We start from the raw sequence: 17205 nt of genomic DNA, 5'->3' as shown, positions 1-17205 counted from the left end.
CATTCGTGTCACCTCCCGGTCGCTATGCCGTCGGGGCCGGGGCCGGCAGGTCGCGGTATGCGGCGGCCCACTGCTCCGGCGGTTCTTGGGAGAGAAGATGATCGGCGTATCCCGTCACCCAGTCCCGCAATGCCGCGCGCCGGTGTATCCGCGTCAATTCGGTCAGGCGCTCGACGGCGGAGATCGCCAAGGGATCGGCTCGCAATGTGCCGAGATAGGCGTTGATGGCCTCGTCCGGCGACTCTTCCTGCTCGTAGCACTGCCCGAGCAGAAACAGTGCCTCATCCGCATGTGGCGGCGCCAGACGAGCCGCTTCCAAACAGTCACGGCGGCATCGAGTCCAGTCCCCGACGCGGAAGAGCACCTCGGCGCGATGCCAATAGCCGCGAGCGCTGCTCGGCGACAGCGCCACATACTCGTTCGCGCGTTCCAGGGCCAGGCCGGTGTCGCGCGTCCAGAGGGCCTCCTTGATGCGGCTCTCCAATGCCGCGTACAACATCTCGTCCGCGGCCACCGCCTGATCAGGATCGTCTCTGGCGGCCGACCGTGCCAGGTTCTCGGCGCGCGTCATCGCCGCGTCGACCGCCGCGGCGTCGCGGCGGAACTGTGGGATGAACGCATCGACTCGGTGATATCTGCTGAGCATCAGCGTGCGGGTATGGTCGTCGAGGCCGGTCGCGGCGTCGATGGCCGCGCGGTGCACGACCTGCCACAGCTCGCATTCCGCGACATCACCGGTGTACTTCGCATGCTGTCGCACCATCTCGTATGCGGCGTCGATACGCGTCATTCCCGCGGGTGCGCTCGAGGCCACCGCGGCGAACTCGTCGGCCGAGAAGCCGTCCTCCTCGCCGTCGAGCCATTTCTTGAATCTGGCCCAGGCCCGCAGATAGGCGAATGCGGCCGATTCCTCGGAACTCCCGACGGTCGAGACCGGGATATCCGGAACCAAACGCAGAATCTCGTCGAAGAGACCGAGTTTGGCCAAGGTCCAGCACACTCGCACCCGCCGCTCGGGTGACAGCCCGTCCCAGGAGTCCACGAAATCGCAGAGGATCGACCAGCGCTCCGAGCGGAAGGCCTCCGGAAGTTCGCCCGACATCCGGATATCGAACTCCGGCCGGCCGATGGCGGTGGCGAGAGCGCCACGGAACGAATGGTTGATCGACACCTGGATGCGCGGCCGCGGCGCCGACTCGACCATCGAGCGATAGTCGAGCTCCACGGCGTGGACCAGAAAGGTTGGCGCGGTGGGCATTTCACCGAGATTCGCCAATGGCTGATGCAACCACAGCCGGAACGGGTCGAAGGTCTCCATCGGCAGCGCCGTCGCCGCGGGCTCGGGCGGGACCGGGTGGGGGGTGCGCGGCGGGATCGGACGGATTTCGATGAGTTGGAGGCCGAGCGCCTCCAATTCGGCGAGTACGCCGTACAGTGCGGCCTGATCGGCCAGCACACCCGTCAGCACGGTGTCCCCGCCGACCGCCTCGGCCTCGAGCGCGGGGAACGCGCAGCGCAGCGTCTCTCCCAAACGGCCGCGTACCCGGATCCGGTAGTGCCGTGCACAAGGATCGGGACGGGTGCTGATGGCCATATGCCTAGCTCCATTCGCCGGTGGCGCACCCACCGGCGGCCATCCCTGCCTCGAGTGTTGCCCCGGGGTGCTCTGAGAATCGGCCTCGACCGGGTGACTCGGCATCACCCGGTCCGGGTGATCGCCGAGACCTGGCCTCGCACAGAACAATCACACCGACGGGGCGATACCCGCTCACCCTGATGCCGGGCACCCTGGGTATCAGTCCGATCCCACGGTCACCGGGCAATGACGCCCGGTAGCGAGTCGCCGACGATGTCGACCCCGAAGGCCGAACCGGACGGCCCTGGTGCCCGGCGCGGGAAGACCACCCGTCGACCGCGCCGAGCTCTGGCGGCACTGCAGCCCTTGCGGAACAACGGCATTCAGGATCACGACCTGTGAGCGTCCCACTCGACCCGCATCGTGAGAATTCGCTGTGCGATGATTCAGCCGTGAGACCTGATGAGGCTGCGCGCTCAGGGGTTGAGCACAGTGCTGGTTTCGATGTGGTCGGGCTGGTTCCGCGTCGAGGGTTGTTCGAGCGGGTGGGGGCCGTGCGGGTGACGATGGTGTCGGCGCCGGCGGGGAGCGGGAAAACGGTCCTGTTGCGATCCTGGATCGGCACCTCGGATCTGGCGGGCCGCGTCGCGTGGGCGCCGGTCCGGCGGCAGGAGCGGGATCCGCAACGGTTCTGGCTGTCGGTGGCCGATGCGCTGCGCGGCACGGAGGTGGGATCGGAACTGGTGCAGGCGGTTTCGGCGGCCCCGGATCTGGACGGGTGGGCGCTGGTGGAGCGACTGCTCGAGGATCTCGCGCCGCTGCGGGAGCGGCTGTGGCTGGTGATCGACGATATGCACGAGCTCGATGCCGCGGAGTCGTTGCGGCAGTTGGAATTGCTGGTGATGCGCGCCCCGGCGGCGCTGCGGTTCGTGCTGACCACCCGGCACGAGGTTCGGCTGGGACTGCACCGGCTGCGGCTCGAGGGTCAGCTGACCGAGATCCGCGCGGCCGATCTGCGGTTCAGCCTCGCCGAGACCCGAGAGCTGTTCGCGCAGGCCCGAATCGAGCTGCCCGACACGGCACTGACCGCATTGCACGAGCGAACCGAGGGCTGGGCGGCCGGGGTGCGGCTGGCGGCGTTGTCACTGGCCAGACATCCCGATCCGGTCCGGTTCGCCGTCGAGTTCTCCGGCAGTGAGCGGACGGTGGCCGAATATCTGCTCGCCGAGGTGCTCGAGCGACAGAGCGAATCCGTGCGCCTGTTGTTGTTGCGCACTTCGATATTGGAGCGGGTCAGCGGTGAACTGGCCGACCTGCTGACCGGCGGCAGCGGCGGTGAGCGGGTCCTGCAGGACCTCGAGCAGGCGAATGCGTTCGTGACCTCGCTGGACGCGGCGCGGTCGTGGTTTCGGTATCACCAGTTGTTCGGCGATCTGCTGCAACTCGAACTGCGGCGCACCCCCCGCGATGAGGTCGCCGCGTTGCATCGGGCCGCGGCCGAATGGCTTGCCGGGCATGGCTTTCCGGTGGAGGCGATCCGGCATGCCCAGGCCGCCGAAGCCGGGGATATGGCCGCCCGCCTGCTCGCCGATCACTGGCCCATCCTGCTGATGGACGGTGAAACGGGCACCATCCATCAACTGTTGAACGGTTTCCCCGCCGCCGACCTCACCGCCAATGGTGAACTCGCGCTGATGGCCGCGGCCGATGAGCTGAGACAGGCGCCCGGGCTGCCGAAGGAGCATTACCTGGAGCTCACCGACCGCGCGGCGGCATCGGTGCCCGACGGGCGGCGGGCCCACGCACAGCTGGTATTCGGGATGGTGCGGCTGCTGGTGGCCCGGCACCACTGGGACCTTCCGGCGGCGACCGAAGCGGCACAACAGCTTCAGGTCGCGGCGGATGGTCCGGATATGTCGCTGCTCGGCCTCGGCGCGGATCTGCGGGCGCTGGCCCTGGTCAGCCTCGGCACCACCGAGTATTCGATCGCCCGATTCGACGACGCGGTCCGGCATCTCCAGCTGGGTGCGGAGCTGGCGCGCCGGATCGGCCGACCGTATCTCGAATTCACCAGCCTGGCCTATCAGGCGGCCTCGGTCATGTTCCGCTCATTCACCCCGGCCGCCGAACTCGGCGAACAGGCGATGGAACTGGCCCGGCAACACGGTTGGACTGATGAGCCCGCGGCCGGACTCGCCGCCACGGCGCTGGCCACGATGCTGGTCTGGCAGGGGCGGTTGGCGGAGGCGGAGTCGTGGCTGCAGCGTGCCGAGCGCACCCTGCGGTCGGAGGTCGAACCCGCGGTGGGGATGGCGATCCGCTGTTCGCAGGGGATTCTCGGCTTGGCGCTCGGTCGCTACGGCGAAGCGCTGGCCGCGTTCCGGTTCGCCGAGCGGTTCGCCGACCGGCTGTCCGCGCGGAATCCGTTCGTCACGATCGTGCGGGGGTTCCGGTTACTGGCCCTCGTGCGCCTGGGCGACCTCGAGGGGGCTGCGGCGGCCCGCGCCGCGCTCGACGCCCAGGTCCGGGAAAGTGCCTGGGTGCGTATGGCTTTGGCGACATCGCAGGTCGCCGAGGGTGCGCCGGAGGCCGCGCTGGCCACATTGGCGCCCGTGCTCGACGGTTCGGTCCCGGTGATCTGGCCGGGGCGGCTGGCCGAGGGGTTGCTGCTCGAGGCGATCGCCCGCGAGGCGCTGGCCGACTCCGAGGGTGCCGAGGCCGCGGTCGAACGCGCCCTGGATGTGGCCGAACCCGATGGGGCGCTGCTGTGGTTCCTGCTGCACCCCGTGCCCGACCTACTCGAACGCCGGATACGGCACCGCACCCGGCACGCCGCGATGATCGCCCAGATCCAGAATCTGCTCGCCGGACACGAACCCGAGCGTCCCGGGCCGCAGCAACCGCTGGAGGCGTTGAGCGACAGCGAGATTCGGGTGCTGCGCTATCTGCCGACCCACCTGTCGACGCCGGATATCGCCCGTGAGCTGTCCGTCTCCCCGAATACCGTCAAGACCCATCTGCGCAACCTCTACACCAAGCTCGGGGTCCATCGCCGGGCCGAGGCCGTCGGCCATGCCCGCGCTCTCGGATTGCTCGCACCCGCCCACCACCGCTGAGTCGACTCCGGTCGCTACGGGGCCGTTGTTGCCGGAACGGGGCCGACCTGCTGCCGCAACGTATGCGGGACGGCGCCGAAGGTGTCGCGAATATCGGTGCACGCCTGGATGATTCGGTCGACCTGGATATCGGTGAGCGCCGCATGCAGCGACAGCCGGATGAGGGTGCGATGGTGGGAGGTGGCGGGCGGGCAGAAGGGCGAGCCGAAAACGCCTCGCTCTTCGAGGAAGTCGCGGATGGCGATGGCATGGGAATCGGGGCCGGTGAGCACCGGCACGATATGGCTGTCGCTGTCCTCCAGGTCGAAACCCAGCTCGCGCAGTGCCGTGCGAATGGTCGCGGAGACCTCACGGAGCCGATGCCGGCGCTGATCGCTGTCCCGGATGACGTCGAGAGTCGTTGCCAGACCGGCGATATCGTGCGGCAGCAGGGTCGAGGAGAATACCGCTGGATACGACTCCATCTTGAAGTAGTCGACGAATTCGGGCGATCCGGCGGTGACGAATCCGGCGCGACCGGCGAATGCCTTGGACAGGCTGGCGGTCCGGAAGTGCACGCGCTCGACGAGTCCCTGCTCGACCACCATTCCGGACCCGGCGGGCCCGTCGATGCCGAGCGAATGTGATTCGTCGACAACCAGCAGGCATCCGGTGTCCTCGGCGATCTCGCACAACGCGGCCAGCGGGCATCGGCTGCCGTTGGTGCTGTAGATCGAATCCGCGACGATCACGCCGGGGCCGTGCCGCCAGATCTGTTCTCGCAGATGCGATGGCGAGTTGTGCCGGTACGGATGAATGGGCGATCCGGCGAGCCGGGCGCCGTGCCAGAGCGACATATGTGCGATGTAGTCGATGTACACCGGCGTGGCCGGATCCGAGATCGACTGCAGTAGACCGGTATTGGCGTCCCAGCCGGATTGGCACAGGACCCCGCCGGGTGCCCGCAGGTATTCGGCCAGTGCGTGTTCCAGTCGCAGCTGCGAATGCTCGCCGTGCAGGAAGGCGCCGGAGGCGATCCGGCTGCGGCCGGTGAGCGCCTCGGCCATCGCCGCGGCGATGCGCGGGTGGCCGCTGAGGGCGAGGTAGTCGTTGCTATGGACCCGCACGCTGTCCGGGCCCGGACCGCGTCCGTGCAGGATGTGCCGGTTACCCCATTCTCCGGCGACCCGATCCCGGTGGAAGTGGTCTATCCGGTCCTGCAGGCGTGCGGCGACCGTGGTTGTCAACCAGATCAGATCCTCGTTGTCGGTCACTGGAATTCGTACCGCCAGCCTAGGTTCGGACCGGATGAACCGTCCATCACCCGATCCGGGTGATCGATCCGCCGGTTACCGGTCGACGCTCAGGGCGAGATCATCGGCCGTGGGGCGTGGCGGTCGATGATGGCGGGGTGAGCGATAGGTCGCCGATGCCAGTGGGCGACGGATGGCGGTATAGGCGTCGAGTCCGGCGGCGATCGAGCCGAAGTGGCGGAGAGATCTGGCGAGCACGATGGCGTCCTCGATGGCGGAGGTGGCCCCGCGGCCGGCGGCCGGTGAGACCGCGTGCGCGGCATCGCCGGTGAGCACGGTGTCGGAGTTGTTCCAGATTCCGCGGGGATCCAGTTCGTAGAGGGCGAATTGATCGCTCACGTCGGAGACGTCGAGGACCGCTGCCGCCGGAGTCGTGCAGAGCGGGTGCAGCATTCGGGCGAGATCGATCGGATCGGTCGGAGCATCGGCAGTGTGGCGACTGAACCAGAACGATCCGTCCCGATCATCGCCGACATAGCCGACGACGCCGTACGGATGGATCCAGAAATGCAGTACATGCCTCGGCAGTCCGGGCAGCGGGCCGGGGTGGTGACCGTATCGGATGACCTGCCCGGTAAAGCGCAACGGTATCGAATTGCCCAGCAGGCGCCTGGTTTCCGAGCGTGCACCCTCGGCGCCGACGACGAGTTCTGCGGTCACCTCGCGTGCGGTGACAGCGGTGCCGTAGTGAGTGCGGACACTCACCCGATCGAGACGATCGCGCAACACCGCCAACAGATCTCGGCGCCACACATGTGTGCTCGACCACTGATGGCCGGGCTCACACCAGGAGACCCTGTCCTCCCGCCCCGTCACGGTATTCACCATCCGAGCCTCGACGACCGGAAAACCGACAGCGCGAATCCGCTCACCGACGCCCACCTGGTCCAGTGCCGTCATCGCCGACGGCCCCAGCGTCACCGACCCACCTTCGATGGCAGTGCGTGCCTTCGCTTCGTACACCTCCACGCGGGCACCGATCTCGGCCAATGCCAAGGCCGCGGTGGCCCCGGCGATCCCACCACCGATCACTGCCGCGCCCAACCGAGTCCTCATAGCCGAACCTCCTGTCGATGCCACGCTATCGACGAGTGACGACGCCGCGCGAGCAGATCACCATGTTCTGCACGCACCGCGCGCAACCGGGTTGACCCTGCAATGGGCGTCCCTGTCTTCAGTTGGTCACGGTTGCAGGCGGTGGGCGTCGCGGGGGAAAAGGGCTGCGTAGCGGATGTTGTCGGATCCGAGTAGGCGGGTGACCCAGCGTTCCAGGCCGATGGCGAAGCCGCCGTGTGGTGGCATTCCGTGGGCCATGGCTTCCAGGTAGGGGCCGTATTCCGCCGGGTCGTCGCCGCGGGTGATGAGGGCGGTGAGGTAGTCGGCGTGGTTGTGCAGGCGCTGGCCGCCGGTGACCAGTTCGAGGCCGCGGAACAGGAGGTCGAAGGAGTTGGTCCAGCGCGGGTCGTCGGGTTGGGGGTGGGTGTAGAACGGGCGTTTGGCGGCTGGGTATCCCTCCACCGCAAGGAAATCCGAGCCGAAGGTCTGCTGGGCCCAGTGGCCCAGGGCGCGTTCGTGTTCGGGGGCGAGGTCGGGTTCCTCCGGTGATGCGCCGACCAATTCGAGGGCGCGGCGGAAGTGCACGATCGGAATCCGGTCCGGCACGACGGGGAGCGTCGCGGCGAGCAGTTCCACTGCGGCACCGGTGGTTTCGCGGACAGTTTCCAGCATCGCCGCCAGCGTGTCGCGCAGTACGGTCAGCACATCGCGATGGTCGGCGATGAACCCCAGCTCGGCGTCGAGCGAGGTGTACTGCGCGAGATGGCGTCCGGTGTCGTGTGGTTCGGCGCGGAAGACCGGACCCACCTCGTATACCCGCTCGAATACTCCGGTGAGCATCTGCTTGTACAGCTGCGGGGACTGTGCGAGATAGGCGGTGGCGCCGAAGTAGTTCAGCGGGAAGACGTTCGCGCCCGATTCGGTGGATCGGTCCACGATCTTCGGCGTCGCGATCTCGGTGAATCCCGCCCCGTCGAGATGGGAGCGGAATCCGGACAGCGAGGCCGCGGCGATCTTCCACACGGCCTGGCGGGCGGGATGACGCCAGGTCAGCGCGGCATGATCGAGCAGCGTCGGCAAGGTGGCGCCGACGGCCGGGCGCCACAGTTCCAGCGGTGGCTGCCGCGCCGGTGCGCCGAGTGGTTCGATGGCGGGTTCGGTCAGCTCGACCCCGCCCGGCGCCTTCGCATTCGCGGTCGCCGTTCCCGCGACGCGGACGACCGACTCCTCCGGCAATTGCGAAATCTGTTCGCGGACAACCGGATCGGTCGCCACCACCTGTGCCAGCCCGGTCCGATCGCGGATCACCACGAATGTCACGGCCGCGAGCCGGCGCCGCCGATGAATCCAACCCTCCAGGACGACTTCGCCGGTCGCCGCGGGTAGTTCGGAACATAATGTGCGCAACACTTCTCACCTCCAGGAGTCCTACCCCGGGAGGTGTGGGCGATCGGGTCGGTCGCGGTGCCACCACACCTTCGCAGCAGGATCTGCTGCCTCGATCGGTCGTATCCGGTGACCGGCCGACGCGACTCGGAGTTCGTCACGCTCGTCAGCGCCGCGTACCGCGACAGTATCGTCGGCCGGTCTCGTTGTCACGCGATTATCGGCCGGAGTCCGGGATCTCAGTGGTCCGGAAGCCAATTCCCGTGGAAGCCGAAGGGAACTCGGCGGGGTAGGCCGATGGTCGCCAGCGGCTCGGCGGTGGGGATCGAGGTATGCGACCTCTTAGGGCGTTGTCACAGCTTGACGTATTTGGCGAGAGCGGCGGCGGCATCATCCTGGGCCTTTTCGGCGGCGGCGGTGAGCTTTTCGTCTTCAGGCTTGTTGGCAGCGGCCTCGACGGCCTTTTCGGCGTCTTCGAAGGCGGTGATAACCGCATCGGCGTCCGCGCCGCTTACTCCGCTGGCTTTGAGTAGAGCGGTGACAGCCAGGGTGTCGTCTTTGGCTGCGGCGACGAGGTCCTTCTTTTGGGCGGCGTCGCTGGTTGTCGACTCAGCTTCAGCACTGAGAGCCTCGGCTTTTTTGGCAAGATCCTGAGCCTTGTCGGCGTCCGATTTGTCGGCGGCTTTCGCCGCCAGAGCGGACGCGCGGTCACGGACTTTACGGCTGGTCTTTTTCTTCTTCTTCTTCTTTCCGAGGCCTAGCAACGAAGTGAGGCTGCTGTGAACACCGATAGCGATGGTGTGACCCGCGGACGCGGCGGCGGGGATGGCCTGGACTGGAGCCGCCAGACCTGCCCCGGTCAGCAACACAACGGCAGTGGTGCTGACAGCGAGGGTGGAACGCCGGGTGAGCATTTTCCTCCAGATGCTGTAATGGATTTCGTGTGGTAGGGCGCGGATAAGCGCTAGAAACGCTCCACTGCGGATCCTCGTCCAACGAGGCAAGACTTCGATAGACAGTGACTGACGGAGCCTGCGCCGAGATCAGTACTGCTTCTATTCGATTCTGCGGAGAGTCCGGATCGGTCGCTGACGAGGACACTCTCGGACCGTTCTGACACTGACCGGGGTGGGGGACACGCCGTAGACCCGCCCGAATACGAACGCGCCCCGCCGACCCCTGGAATCCAAGTTACGAGTCGGGGCGCATTCGGTGTTTCAGATTGGCCAGCTTGCTTCCACCGCGGAGGTTCCGGCCGGTCCTTCTGGGTCACCCCATGAGAATTCCTCATCGGGCGCGGCGAGTCGGCCCTCGACGAGGGCCATCGCCTCGACGATCGCGCGGTCGTGCCCATCGAACGGCAGCACGGCGTGAATGATCCCGAGGCGGTTCAAGACGCGTCCTACGTGCCGGTCGGCCATCCTGCGGAATCGCATATCGGTGTCGCGAGGTTTGTCGGCACCCAGCGGCACATCCGGATCCAGGACAGTGCGGAGCACAAGGTCGTAGTTCGGGCTGTGATCGGTGACGATCCGCTCCAGTTGTTCGATACGGCGGGGATCGGGCCGACGGCCACGATATTCGAGCGCAGCCTCATAGTAGCCGAGCGCGTCCGGTATGCCGCGGTCGACCAATACGACATCAGCGTTTCGCCACGCCTCCAGTTCGTTGCTGATACCCCGGGTCATGATCCACAACGTTGATGCCCAGGTATGGGCGTACAGGATCGGCAATCCGATCTGCTGGGCCCGCGCACCGAGATCGTTGACCAAGGCGGCTTGAATCCGTTTGCGCCGTAACCGCTCGGTCAGCTGTCGTAGAAAGGTGGTCTTGCCGGTCGAATGCGAACCGACCACGGCGAGCGTGACCGGTCTCTCGACCTCGAGAGTTCGCTTGGGAATCACCACAAGCCCTCCTCGGGTTCCGGCGCGGGCACGAACTCGGGCAGCGCTCCTCGCCCACCAGTCCCGGAGATCCTGGCAGGTTTGTTCTCGACCCGCTTCGGCTACCGCGTGACCACCTACGATCTTGGGTTCGATGATGCGCCTACGGTTGACCGGGCACTGGTCTACAACCCATCGTTGACAGAGACCGTCGAAGCAGTAGCAGACCTCGGGAGAGCCGACGTGGACCGTCGCAAGTTCCTCACCACCGCGCCGTTCGCCGCCGCTGCGGCTATTGGGCCGTCGCGCGACTGGCTGTTGAACACACTCGATCAGCTGCCCGACGACGGGCAGCGGGTTCGGCTCGAAGATGTGACCGCCGTCAAGAACATGTTCACCCATTTCCAGGAGATGGACATCTTTCAAGGCGGCGGCAGCGGCCGACTCGTGCTCGCCGCATATATGAACGAGCACGTCTACCCTTTGCTGCGGCGCACTTACACGGAAGAGGTGCGGCGTGCGCTCGCTGGCGCCGCTGCCGAGCAGACGTACTTGCTCGGTTGGATGGCATACGACAACGGCGAGCAAGGCGCGGCTCAGCGATATCTAATCCAGGCGTTGCGACTTGCCGAGGAATCGAAGGACGCCTCTCTCGGCGCGCACGTCCTTGCGGGGATGGCAGATCAGGCGACGCTGCTCGGTCATCCACAGGAGGGAAGACGCCTCGCTCAGGTTGGTCGACAGGGGCTTGCCAAGGTGAGTTCGCCTGCCTGCCTGGCTGACTTGTGGACCTTGGAGGCTCGCGCACTTGCCACCATGGGCGAGAAGCGGGATACCGCACATGCCATCAACGAGGCAGAGCGTGCGTTCGATCAGATCGACCGCGACAACGAACCGGAGTGGGCGCGATTCATAGACCCCGCGTACATCTGCGGAGAGTGGGCTAACGCCTTCCGCGACTTGGGTCTTCCCGAGGACGCCGCCCCTCACGCACGCCGGTCGATCAACTACGCACGCGGCCAAAATCGAGCGCGACGCGGCGCGCTTTCGCACGCCGCGTTGGCTATAACACACATCCAGAGCCGTGATCTGGAGGCGGCCTATGTCGCCGCCGTGCGAACCGTGGACCTGTCCCGCAAGGTCAAGTCGTCACGCTCGGTAGAGGCCGTTCGAGATGTCCAGCAACGCATCATGACCTTCGGCCCCCACCCCCTGGTTGCCGATTTCAATGAGCGCGCTCGTGTCTTCCTGGCCGCCTGAGCAGCGGGAGCGGTTGCCGAGCAGATCGAGGGCGTGCGCAACGGCACTCGGGTGTTGCTGGAGCTGACCGTCGGTGGCTGTGGGCGGTGACCTCAGTGGTCGGGGAGCCAATTCCCATGGAAACCGAAGGGTACTCGGCGGGGTAGGCCGATGGTCGCCAGCGGCTCGGCGGTGAGGTCGGTGGCGTCGAGGATGATCAGATCGCTGCGGTCGGTGGCGGCGTCGTAGACGTAGGACATGAGATAGCCGGGGCCGCCGGGGGTTTCGTCGGCGGGGGCGAAGGAGGCCTCGGCGGGGATGCGGCCGGGGCCGAAATCGTGGGTGGTGCTGGCGCCGGTGTGCAGGTCGTAGCGGATCAGTCCGCCGGTCGTCTTCGATGCGAGGGTCGCGTGGCCGAAGCGGGCGTCCAGGGTTGCGAGTCGGTCGTCGATGCGGGGGAATTCGGCGATGCGGTCGTCGAGTTGTCGTTCGTCGACCGCGCCCGTGGTGAGGTCGATGGTCCAGCGCCACAGGGTCGCTTCCTCGAAGTTGTGCGAATCGCCCCGCCACATACTGGGATACCGCATGACCTGCACGACGATCCGGCCGGGTTCGTCGTAGGCGTTGAGCGCGTGGAAGACATAGCAGGGGTCGATCGGGAACCAGCGGATCGCACCGAACGGATCGTCGCGGCGGAGCACACCGAGCCGGGCCTGATAGCCGTCGTTCCACCGAAACGGCATCCGCCCACCGGTTTTCGCGGACTCCAGATCGAAAAGTACCGGCAGATCCATGAATACGACGTGGGCGCGGGTCAGATTGAAGTCGTGATGCATCGTGGCGGCGGGCACCTCGACGGGACGGCTGATCTCGAGGTCGCCCGCGGCGCTCGCGCGATGGTAGGTGAGGTACGGCTCGACCACGTCGTAGCCGAAGAAGTGCAGTTCGCCGGTGACGGGGCAGGTCTTCGGATGTGCGGTCATGGCGGTGCGCAGCGTGCCGTCGAAGTCGTAGGGGCCGACAGTGTCCAGATCGCAGGTCATTTCGTAGGGATAGGAGGATTCGACCAGGGCGAGGGTGCGCCCGGCGTGGCGGATGATGTGAGTGTTGGCGACGCCCGCCGCGAGATCGCGGTTGCCGTCCTCGTCCCGGCCGCGGTCACCGTTGGTGAAGACGGTGGTCCGCACCCAGCGATTGCGGTAGGAGACCGCGCGCCCACCCTCGATCCGGACGCCGTGCACCATGCCGTCGCCGAGGAACCAATGCGCGGAGGCGGCAGCGTGCGGATTGGGGCCGTTGCGCAGGTACCAGCCGGTCAATTCGGCGGGAATCCTTCCGGTGCACGGCAATTCGTAGGCGGTGAGTTCCTCGGTCACGGGCGCGTAGTTGCCCATGAGATGCGGTGCTGTCATGAAACATCCTGTCTGATCAATGGTTTCGAGTCTGTCTGCGGAGGCGGTCAGGCGGCTTGCTCGCCGAGCGCCCGCGCCTTGGACTGGATGTGGGCCGCGTAGCGGATCGTGAACACCACCGGGATGACGAAGGCGAGCACCTGCACGACGGTGCGCGGCGTGTTCGAATGCGCCAGGAAGGCCAGCGCCCCACAGCCGATGGTGAAACTCGCCGTCCACACCGACGTGATCACATACGCCGTGCGGATGAATAGCGGCTGATCCCAAAACTCCGGCGGCGTGGACTGTTTCGCGATCGGAAGCGTGAACGGCACCCGCACCGCCAGCGAGATCCCGGCGATGAGCGCGAGCACTCCGGAGGAGATCGCCGGGCTGTACGGATGCAGTGCGGTATTCGGATCGGCGAAGGCGAGCACGGTGAGCGCGGCGAAGAACAGCGCGGAACCGCAGTCGAGGATCAGGGCGTCCAGGCGCTGCCCGGCACGAATCTGATAGCCGATGCCGACCACCGAGATGCCGAGCGCGATCAGCGCGGACCACTGCCAATAGTGGGACGGGATCACGGCGTAGACGATCCAGGGGGAGAAGGTGCGCAGGTAGATCATGGGATCGGAGCTCCTTGACGGCACAACATTCCAGTTCTGACATGTCAGAGTTTGAATGCCAACTTCAGACATGTCAATAGTGGAATGTAGAGTGATGTCATGAGTCTCCGGTACGCCCTGCTCGGACTGTTGGCCGATGAGCCCGCCAGCGGTTACGACCTGTTGCGCCGCTTCAGGAATTCGCTGTCGAACGTCTGGCCGGCCACCCAGAGCCAGATCTACACCGAGCTGACCAAGCTCGCGGACGCCGGTTTGCTCGAGGTCGCCGATGAGGGCCCGCGGGGGCGCAAGGAGTACGCCGTCACCGAGGAAGGCCTGGCCGATCTGCGGGGGTGGCTGACCACCACGACGCCGAAACGCGTGTTGCGCAACGAAATGCTGCTGCGCGTGTTCTTCCTCGGCGCGGTGTCACCGGCGGACGCGCACGCGTATCTGACCGATATCGAGGCGACCTATGCCAAGGCTCAGGAGGAGCTGGCCGCGCTGAAGGAGTCGGTGGACTGGGACGAATCGAATCTGTCGCAGTACGGCCACATCGCGATGGAATGGGGCGAGCGGTTCTATGCCATGAATCAGGAATGGGTGCGATGGGCGCTGGAGCAGCCGCCGATCCGCCCGGCCTGAGCGCCGGATGCGACGAAACCCCTGGACATCTCCGCCAGGGGTCGTCGTGCTGGATTCAGGCCGTGGTCAGGCCAGATGTGCCGAGAGCAGCCAGGCGGGGACCGACTTGCGACCGTTGCCCTCGTCCTTGATATCGGTGCCCGCGAAGTTCTCGAAGCCCGGGAAGTTATCGGGAACATGGGCGTGGATGCGTGCCGGTCGGATCTCGTCGATCGCCCAGTAGTCGCCGACCACCGCGCGCAACTCCTCGGCGGAGACCGGGTTGATCGGACCATCGGGCATGGTCGTCCCGTCGAAGACGAGCACGAAATACGAGGCGCCGGGCGCCGCGGCGCGCACGATCGATTCCTGGTAGCCCCGGCGCAATTCGACCGGCATCGAGTGGAACAGCGTGCTGTCGACGATGGTGCCGAAGCGACCGTCGTAACCGGTGAACGAGCTGATGTCGGCGACCTCGTAGCTGGCGTTGCTCAGGCCGCGCCGCGCGGCCGCGGCCCGCGCGAGCTCGATCGCGGTCGCCGACATATCCAGGCCGACGGTCGTGAAACCCCGCTCGGCGAGGTGCAACGACACCGCGGCCTCACCGCAGCCCGCGTCGAGGATCTCACCGTGGAACTTGCCTTCGTCGATGAGTGCGGCGATCTCGGGCTGGGGCACGCCGAGGCTCCACGGCGGCCGGTTGCCCTCTCCCATCTCGGGAGATTGGCCACGATAGGCGGATTCGAACATCGCTTCATTGGGTGAAGTCGTCATATCCCCATGGTATGTCAACGAGGTTGATATGTGTCAAGATAGTTGATATGGAAGGACTCGAGGACAAGCCACTCGGCTACCTTCTGTACCGGGTGGCGACGGCCCTGCGCGCCGAGGTGGCCGTCACCGTGCTGGAGCCGATGAAACTGGCGTTCTCCGAATACGTATGCGTGCGCATGCTGGCCCAGTCGCCCGGGCTGTCCAACGCCCAGCTGGCGCGCGATGCCAATGTGTCGCCGCAGGCGATGAACAAGGTGATTCGCGAACTACAGGAGCGCGGCCTGGTGACGCGCCCCGCGACCGTGCCCTCGGGGAGGTCGTTGCCCGCGACGCTGACACGCGAGGGCCTCACCCTGCTCGAGCGCCTCGACCCCAAGGTGGTCGAGGCCGAACGCCGGGTCCTCGCCAAACTCAGCGAACAGGATCGGCGTGAGTTCCGGCGGCTGCTCGCCGCCATCGGTTAGCGCCGCACCGCAACGACTTCCGCGCGGCGTGGGCGCATTTCGGCGCGAGAATTCATCGGGGTAATTCGTGTTCCGGAATTCGGGTGTAGACGCCCGGGTAGCCGGGGCGGGCGCAGCCGTAACCCCAGGAGGTGAGTCCGGCGACTCGGCCGTCGATGAGAAGTGGTCCGCCGCTGTCGTATTGGCAGGTGTCGGTATGGGCCGATCCGGCGCAGATCATATCGTCGGGATCGAAGGATGAGCCGTAGCTGCGGAGGCATGCGGTGCTGGGGAGTAGGGGACATCGGCTCGGCGGAGCCGGGTGTTGGCATGGTCCTGTTGGGAGGTGGTGCCCCAGCCCAGGACCGTGCCGGGTGATCCGTGGGAGCCGGTGAGCCCCACGGGATTTCGCTGGTCTTGGGGCTCGGCGAGGGTGAGGATCGCGAGGTCGTGGTGATAGACCTTGGTCTGTGCTCCGGTCTCCGGATCGGTCCACAGCGAGGTATGGAACGCCGGATCGATCCAGGTGGCGGATACGGCCACCGAGACTCCCGCCGATGTCCGCATATCGTCGCGGTCGAAGATGACGGTGGGATCGCCCGGCCGCGACAGGCAGTGGGCGGCTGTCAGGATTCGATCCGGCGCCAGGAGCACGCCCGCGCAGAACTGTCCCGAGGGCCGATCGGTGCGGGAGCCGGATCCGAGGGCGGCCAGCCAGCGGTACTCGTGGATATCGGCGGTGGCGCCGCCCACGACGGCGGCCGCGGGCCCGCCGGGCGCGAACATCGTGGCCACCGCTATCGCCAGCAGGGCGACTCCACGAGCAATCAGCATCCGGTCCTCACTCGTATCAGGTGGAACAGTCTCGGCCAGTGGGCATTCGTCACCAGCGGCCACCGCGGATGGGTGATCTTGTCGGGCCCGGGGACCGGAGGACGGTCGATGATCACCCGGATCGGGTGATGGACCGGTCATCCCGTCGGCGGTGATCCTTGTATCGTGCCGAAAACCATCGTCATCACCGGAGCGAGCGACGGGACCGGCGTCGCCGCGGCTCGCCACCTGGTGCACGCCGGGCACCGGGTGGTCATCGTGGGCCGTTCGCCCGGTAAGACCGCGGCCCGGGCGCGCGAGTTGGGCGTCGACCATGCCGTCGCGGACTTCGCCTATCTGGATGAGGTGCGCGCGCTCGCGGCGGCGCTCGCCGAACGCTATCCCCGCATCGATGTCCTCGCCAACAATGCGGGAGCGATCCTCGGCGAGCGCGCCGTCACGGCCGACGGGTTCGAACAGACCTTCCAAATCAACTATCTCGCACCGTTTCTGCTGACCAACCTGCTCATCGACGCATTGCTGGCCGCCCGCGCCTCGGTCATCCAGACCGCGAGCAATGCGGCGCGGCTGTCGGCGCGGCTGGATCTGGACGACCTCGGCAACACGCGCCGATACTCACCCGTGCGCGCCTACGGCAACGCCAAACGGGAGCTCATCCTGTTCACCCGGGAACTGCATGCCAGATATCACGACCGAGGCCTGTCCGCGGTGGCCTTCCATCCCGGCGGAGTCGCGACGAACTTCGCCAGGACCAGCCGAAGCGTGGTGGGCACGGTATTCCGCTCACCCATCCCGCGCCTGTTGTTCCAATCGCCGGAACAGGCCGCGCGACAACTGATCTGGCTGGCCACGACCGAGCCGGGCCGCGGCTGGGAGTCCGGCGGCTACTACGAGAAGGGCAGGCCGCGCAGCCTCCGGATCCCGGCGGTCGGGGGCGAGCTGTGGGACCGCAGCACCCGATTGGCTGGATTGGCATGAACGATCTG

14 protein-coding genes and 1 pseudogene are annotated in these 17205 nt (G+C 66.7%); 5 read left to right on the top strand and 10 right to left on the bottom strand.

Annotation, left to right across the window (positions count from 1 at the left end; genetic code table 11):
• Positions 1-22: 22 nt before the first annotated feature.
• Entirely contained in the window at positions 23-1594 is a 1572-nt protein-coding gene (locus ACIA76_RS20535; protein WP_397153422.1) for a tetratricopeptide repeat protein, read from the bottom strand.
• Positions 1595-2028: 434 nt separating this feature from the next.
• Here ACIA76_RS20535 and ACIA76_RS20530 point away from each other — a divergent pair, with 434 nt between their 5' ends.
• Complete coding sequence (locus ACIA76_RS20530) at positions 2029-4692, top strand: LuxR C-terminal-related transcriptional regulator (protein ID WP_397153421.1); 2664 nt, start codon at positions 2029-2031, stop codon at positions 4690-4692.
• 14 nt (positions 4693-4706) lie between these two features.
• Here the strand turns inward: ACIA76_RS20530 and cqsA are convergent, their stop codons facing one another.
• The 5 genes from cqsA to ACIA76_RS20505 all read right to left on the bottom strand — a co-directional run bounded on the left by cqsA (position 4707) and on the right by ACIA76_RS20505 (position 10333).
• Complete coding sequence (gene cqsA / locus ACIA76_RS20525; RefSeq protein WP_397153420.1) at positions 4707-5945, bottom strand: alpha-hydroxyketone-type quorum-sensing autoinducer synthase; 1239 nt, start codon at positions 5943-5945, stop codon at positions 4707-4709.
• A 75-nt stretch (positions 5946-6020) separates the two neighbouring features.
• Positions 6021-7040 carry an FAD-dependent oxidoreductase gene (locus ACIA76_RS20520; protein ID WP_397153419.1) on the bottom strand — a complete coding sequence of 340 codons (1020 nt, stop codon included), beginning with the start codon at positions 7038-7040 and terminating at the stop codon, positions 6021-6023.
• 126 nt (positions 7041-7166) lie between these two features.
• Positions 7167-8450: an aspartate--tRNA(Asn) ligase gene (gene aspS, locus ACIA76_RS20515; protein ID WP_397153418.1), complete on the bottom strand. Its 1284-nt coding sequence runs from the start codon at positions 8448-8450 to the stop codon at positions 7167-7169.
• Between the two features lie 329 nt (positions 8451-8779).
• Positions 8780-9340, bottom strand: a complete 561-nt coding sequence (locus ACIA76_RS20510) for a hypothetical protein (protein WP_397153417.1) — start codon at positions 9338-9340, stop codon at positions 8780-8782.
• 303 nt (positions 9341-9643) lie between these two features.
• Positions 9644-10333 carry an AAA family ATPase gene (locus ACIA76_RS20505; RefSeq protein ID WP_397153416.1) on the bottom strand — a complete coding sequence of 230 codons (690 nt, stop codon included), beginning with the start codon at positions 10331-10333 and terminating at the stop codon, positions 9644-9646.
• A gap of 78 nt (positions 10334-10411) precedes the next feature.
• On the opposite strand from ACIA76_RS20505, the gene ACIA76_RS20500 reads away from it, so the two are divergent.
• Positions 10412-11569 (top strand): hypothetical protein, encoded by a 1158-nt coding sequence (locus ACIA76_RS20500; RefSeq protein WP_397153415.1) that lies wholly within the window; start codon positions 10412-10414, stop codon positions 11567-11569.
• Between the two features lie 92 nt (positions 11570-11661).
• Here ACIA76_RS20500 and ACIA76_RS20495 read toward each other — a convergent pair whose 3' ends face one another.
• Positions 11662-12960 carry a carotenoid oxygenase family protein gene (locus ACIA76_RS20495; RefSeq protein WP_397153414.1) on the bottom strand — a complete coding sequence of 433 codons (1299 nt, stop codon included), beginning with the start codon at positions 12958-12960 and terminating at the stop codon, positions 11662-11664.
• 47 nt (positions 12961-13007) lie between these two features.
• A complete protein-coding gene (locus ACIA76_RS20490; protein ID WP_397153413.1) occupies positions 13008-13565 on the bottom strand; it encodes a hypothetical protein in 558 nt (185 codons plus the stop codon).
• 99 nt (positions 13566-13664) lie between these two features.
• On the opposite strand from ACIA76_RS20490, the gene ACIA76_RS20485 reads away from it, so the two are divergent.
• Positions 13665-14189 carry a PadR family transcriptional regulator gene (locus tag ACIA76_RS20485; RefSeq protein WP_397153412.1) on the top strand — a complete coding sequence of 175 codons (525 nt, stop codon included), beginning with the start codon at positions 13665-13667 and terminating at the stop codon, positions 14187-14189.
• Between the two features lie 66 nt (positions 14190-14255).
• Here ACIA76_RS20485 and ACIA76_RS20480 read toward each other — a convergent pair whose 3' ends face one another.
• The gene (locus ACIA76_RS20480) at positions 14256-14942 is read right to left on the bottom strand and encodes a class I SAM-dependent methyltransferase (protein WP_397153411.1); all 687 of its coding nucleotides are present in this window, start codon (positions 14940-14942) and stop codon (positions 14256-14258) included.
• A gap of 47 nt (positions 14943-14989) precedes the next feature.
• On the opposite strand from ACIA76_RS20480, the gene ACIA76_RS20475 reads away from it, so the two are divergent.
• The gene (locus ACIA76_RS20475) at positions 14990-15406 is read left to right on the top strand and encodes a MarR family winged helix-turn-helix transcriptional regulator (RefSeq protein ID WP_397153410.1); all 417 of its coding nucleotides are present in this window, start codon (positions 14990-14992) and stop codon (positions 15404-15406) included.
• A gap of 52 nt (positions 15407-15458) precedes the next feature.
• On the opposite strand, the pseudogene ACIA76_RS20470 reads toward ACIA76_RS20475, so the two are convergent.
• Positions 15459-16171, bottom strand: a pseudogene (locus tag ACIA76_RS20470) (S1 family peptidase).
• A 210-nt stretch (positions 16172-16381) separates the two neighbouring features.
• Here ACIA76_RS20470 and ACIA76_RS20465 point away from each other — a divergent pair.
• Positions 16382-17197, top strand: coding sequence for an SDR family NAD(P)-dependent oxidoreductase (locus ACIA76_RS20465; RefSeq protein WP_397153501.1), 816 nt, complete (start codon positions 16382-16384; stop codon positions 17195-17197).
• The last annotated feature ends 8 nt before the right edge of the window (positions 17198-17205 follow it).

The organism is Nocardia sp. NPDC051570 (assembly GCF_044454005.1).
In the GTDB taxonomy this organism is placed as follows: domain Bacteria; phylum Actinomycetota; class Actinomycetes; order Mycobacteriales; family Mycobacteriaceae; genus Nocardia.
The sequence above is the reverse complement of the archived record's forward strand: the minus strand, read 5'-3'. Positions and strand labels throughout refer to the sequence as shown.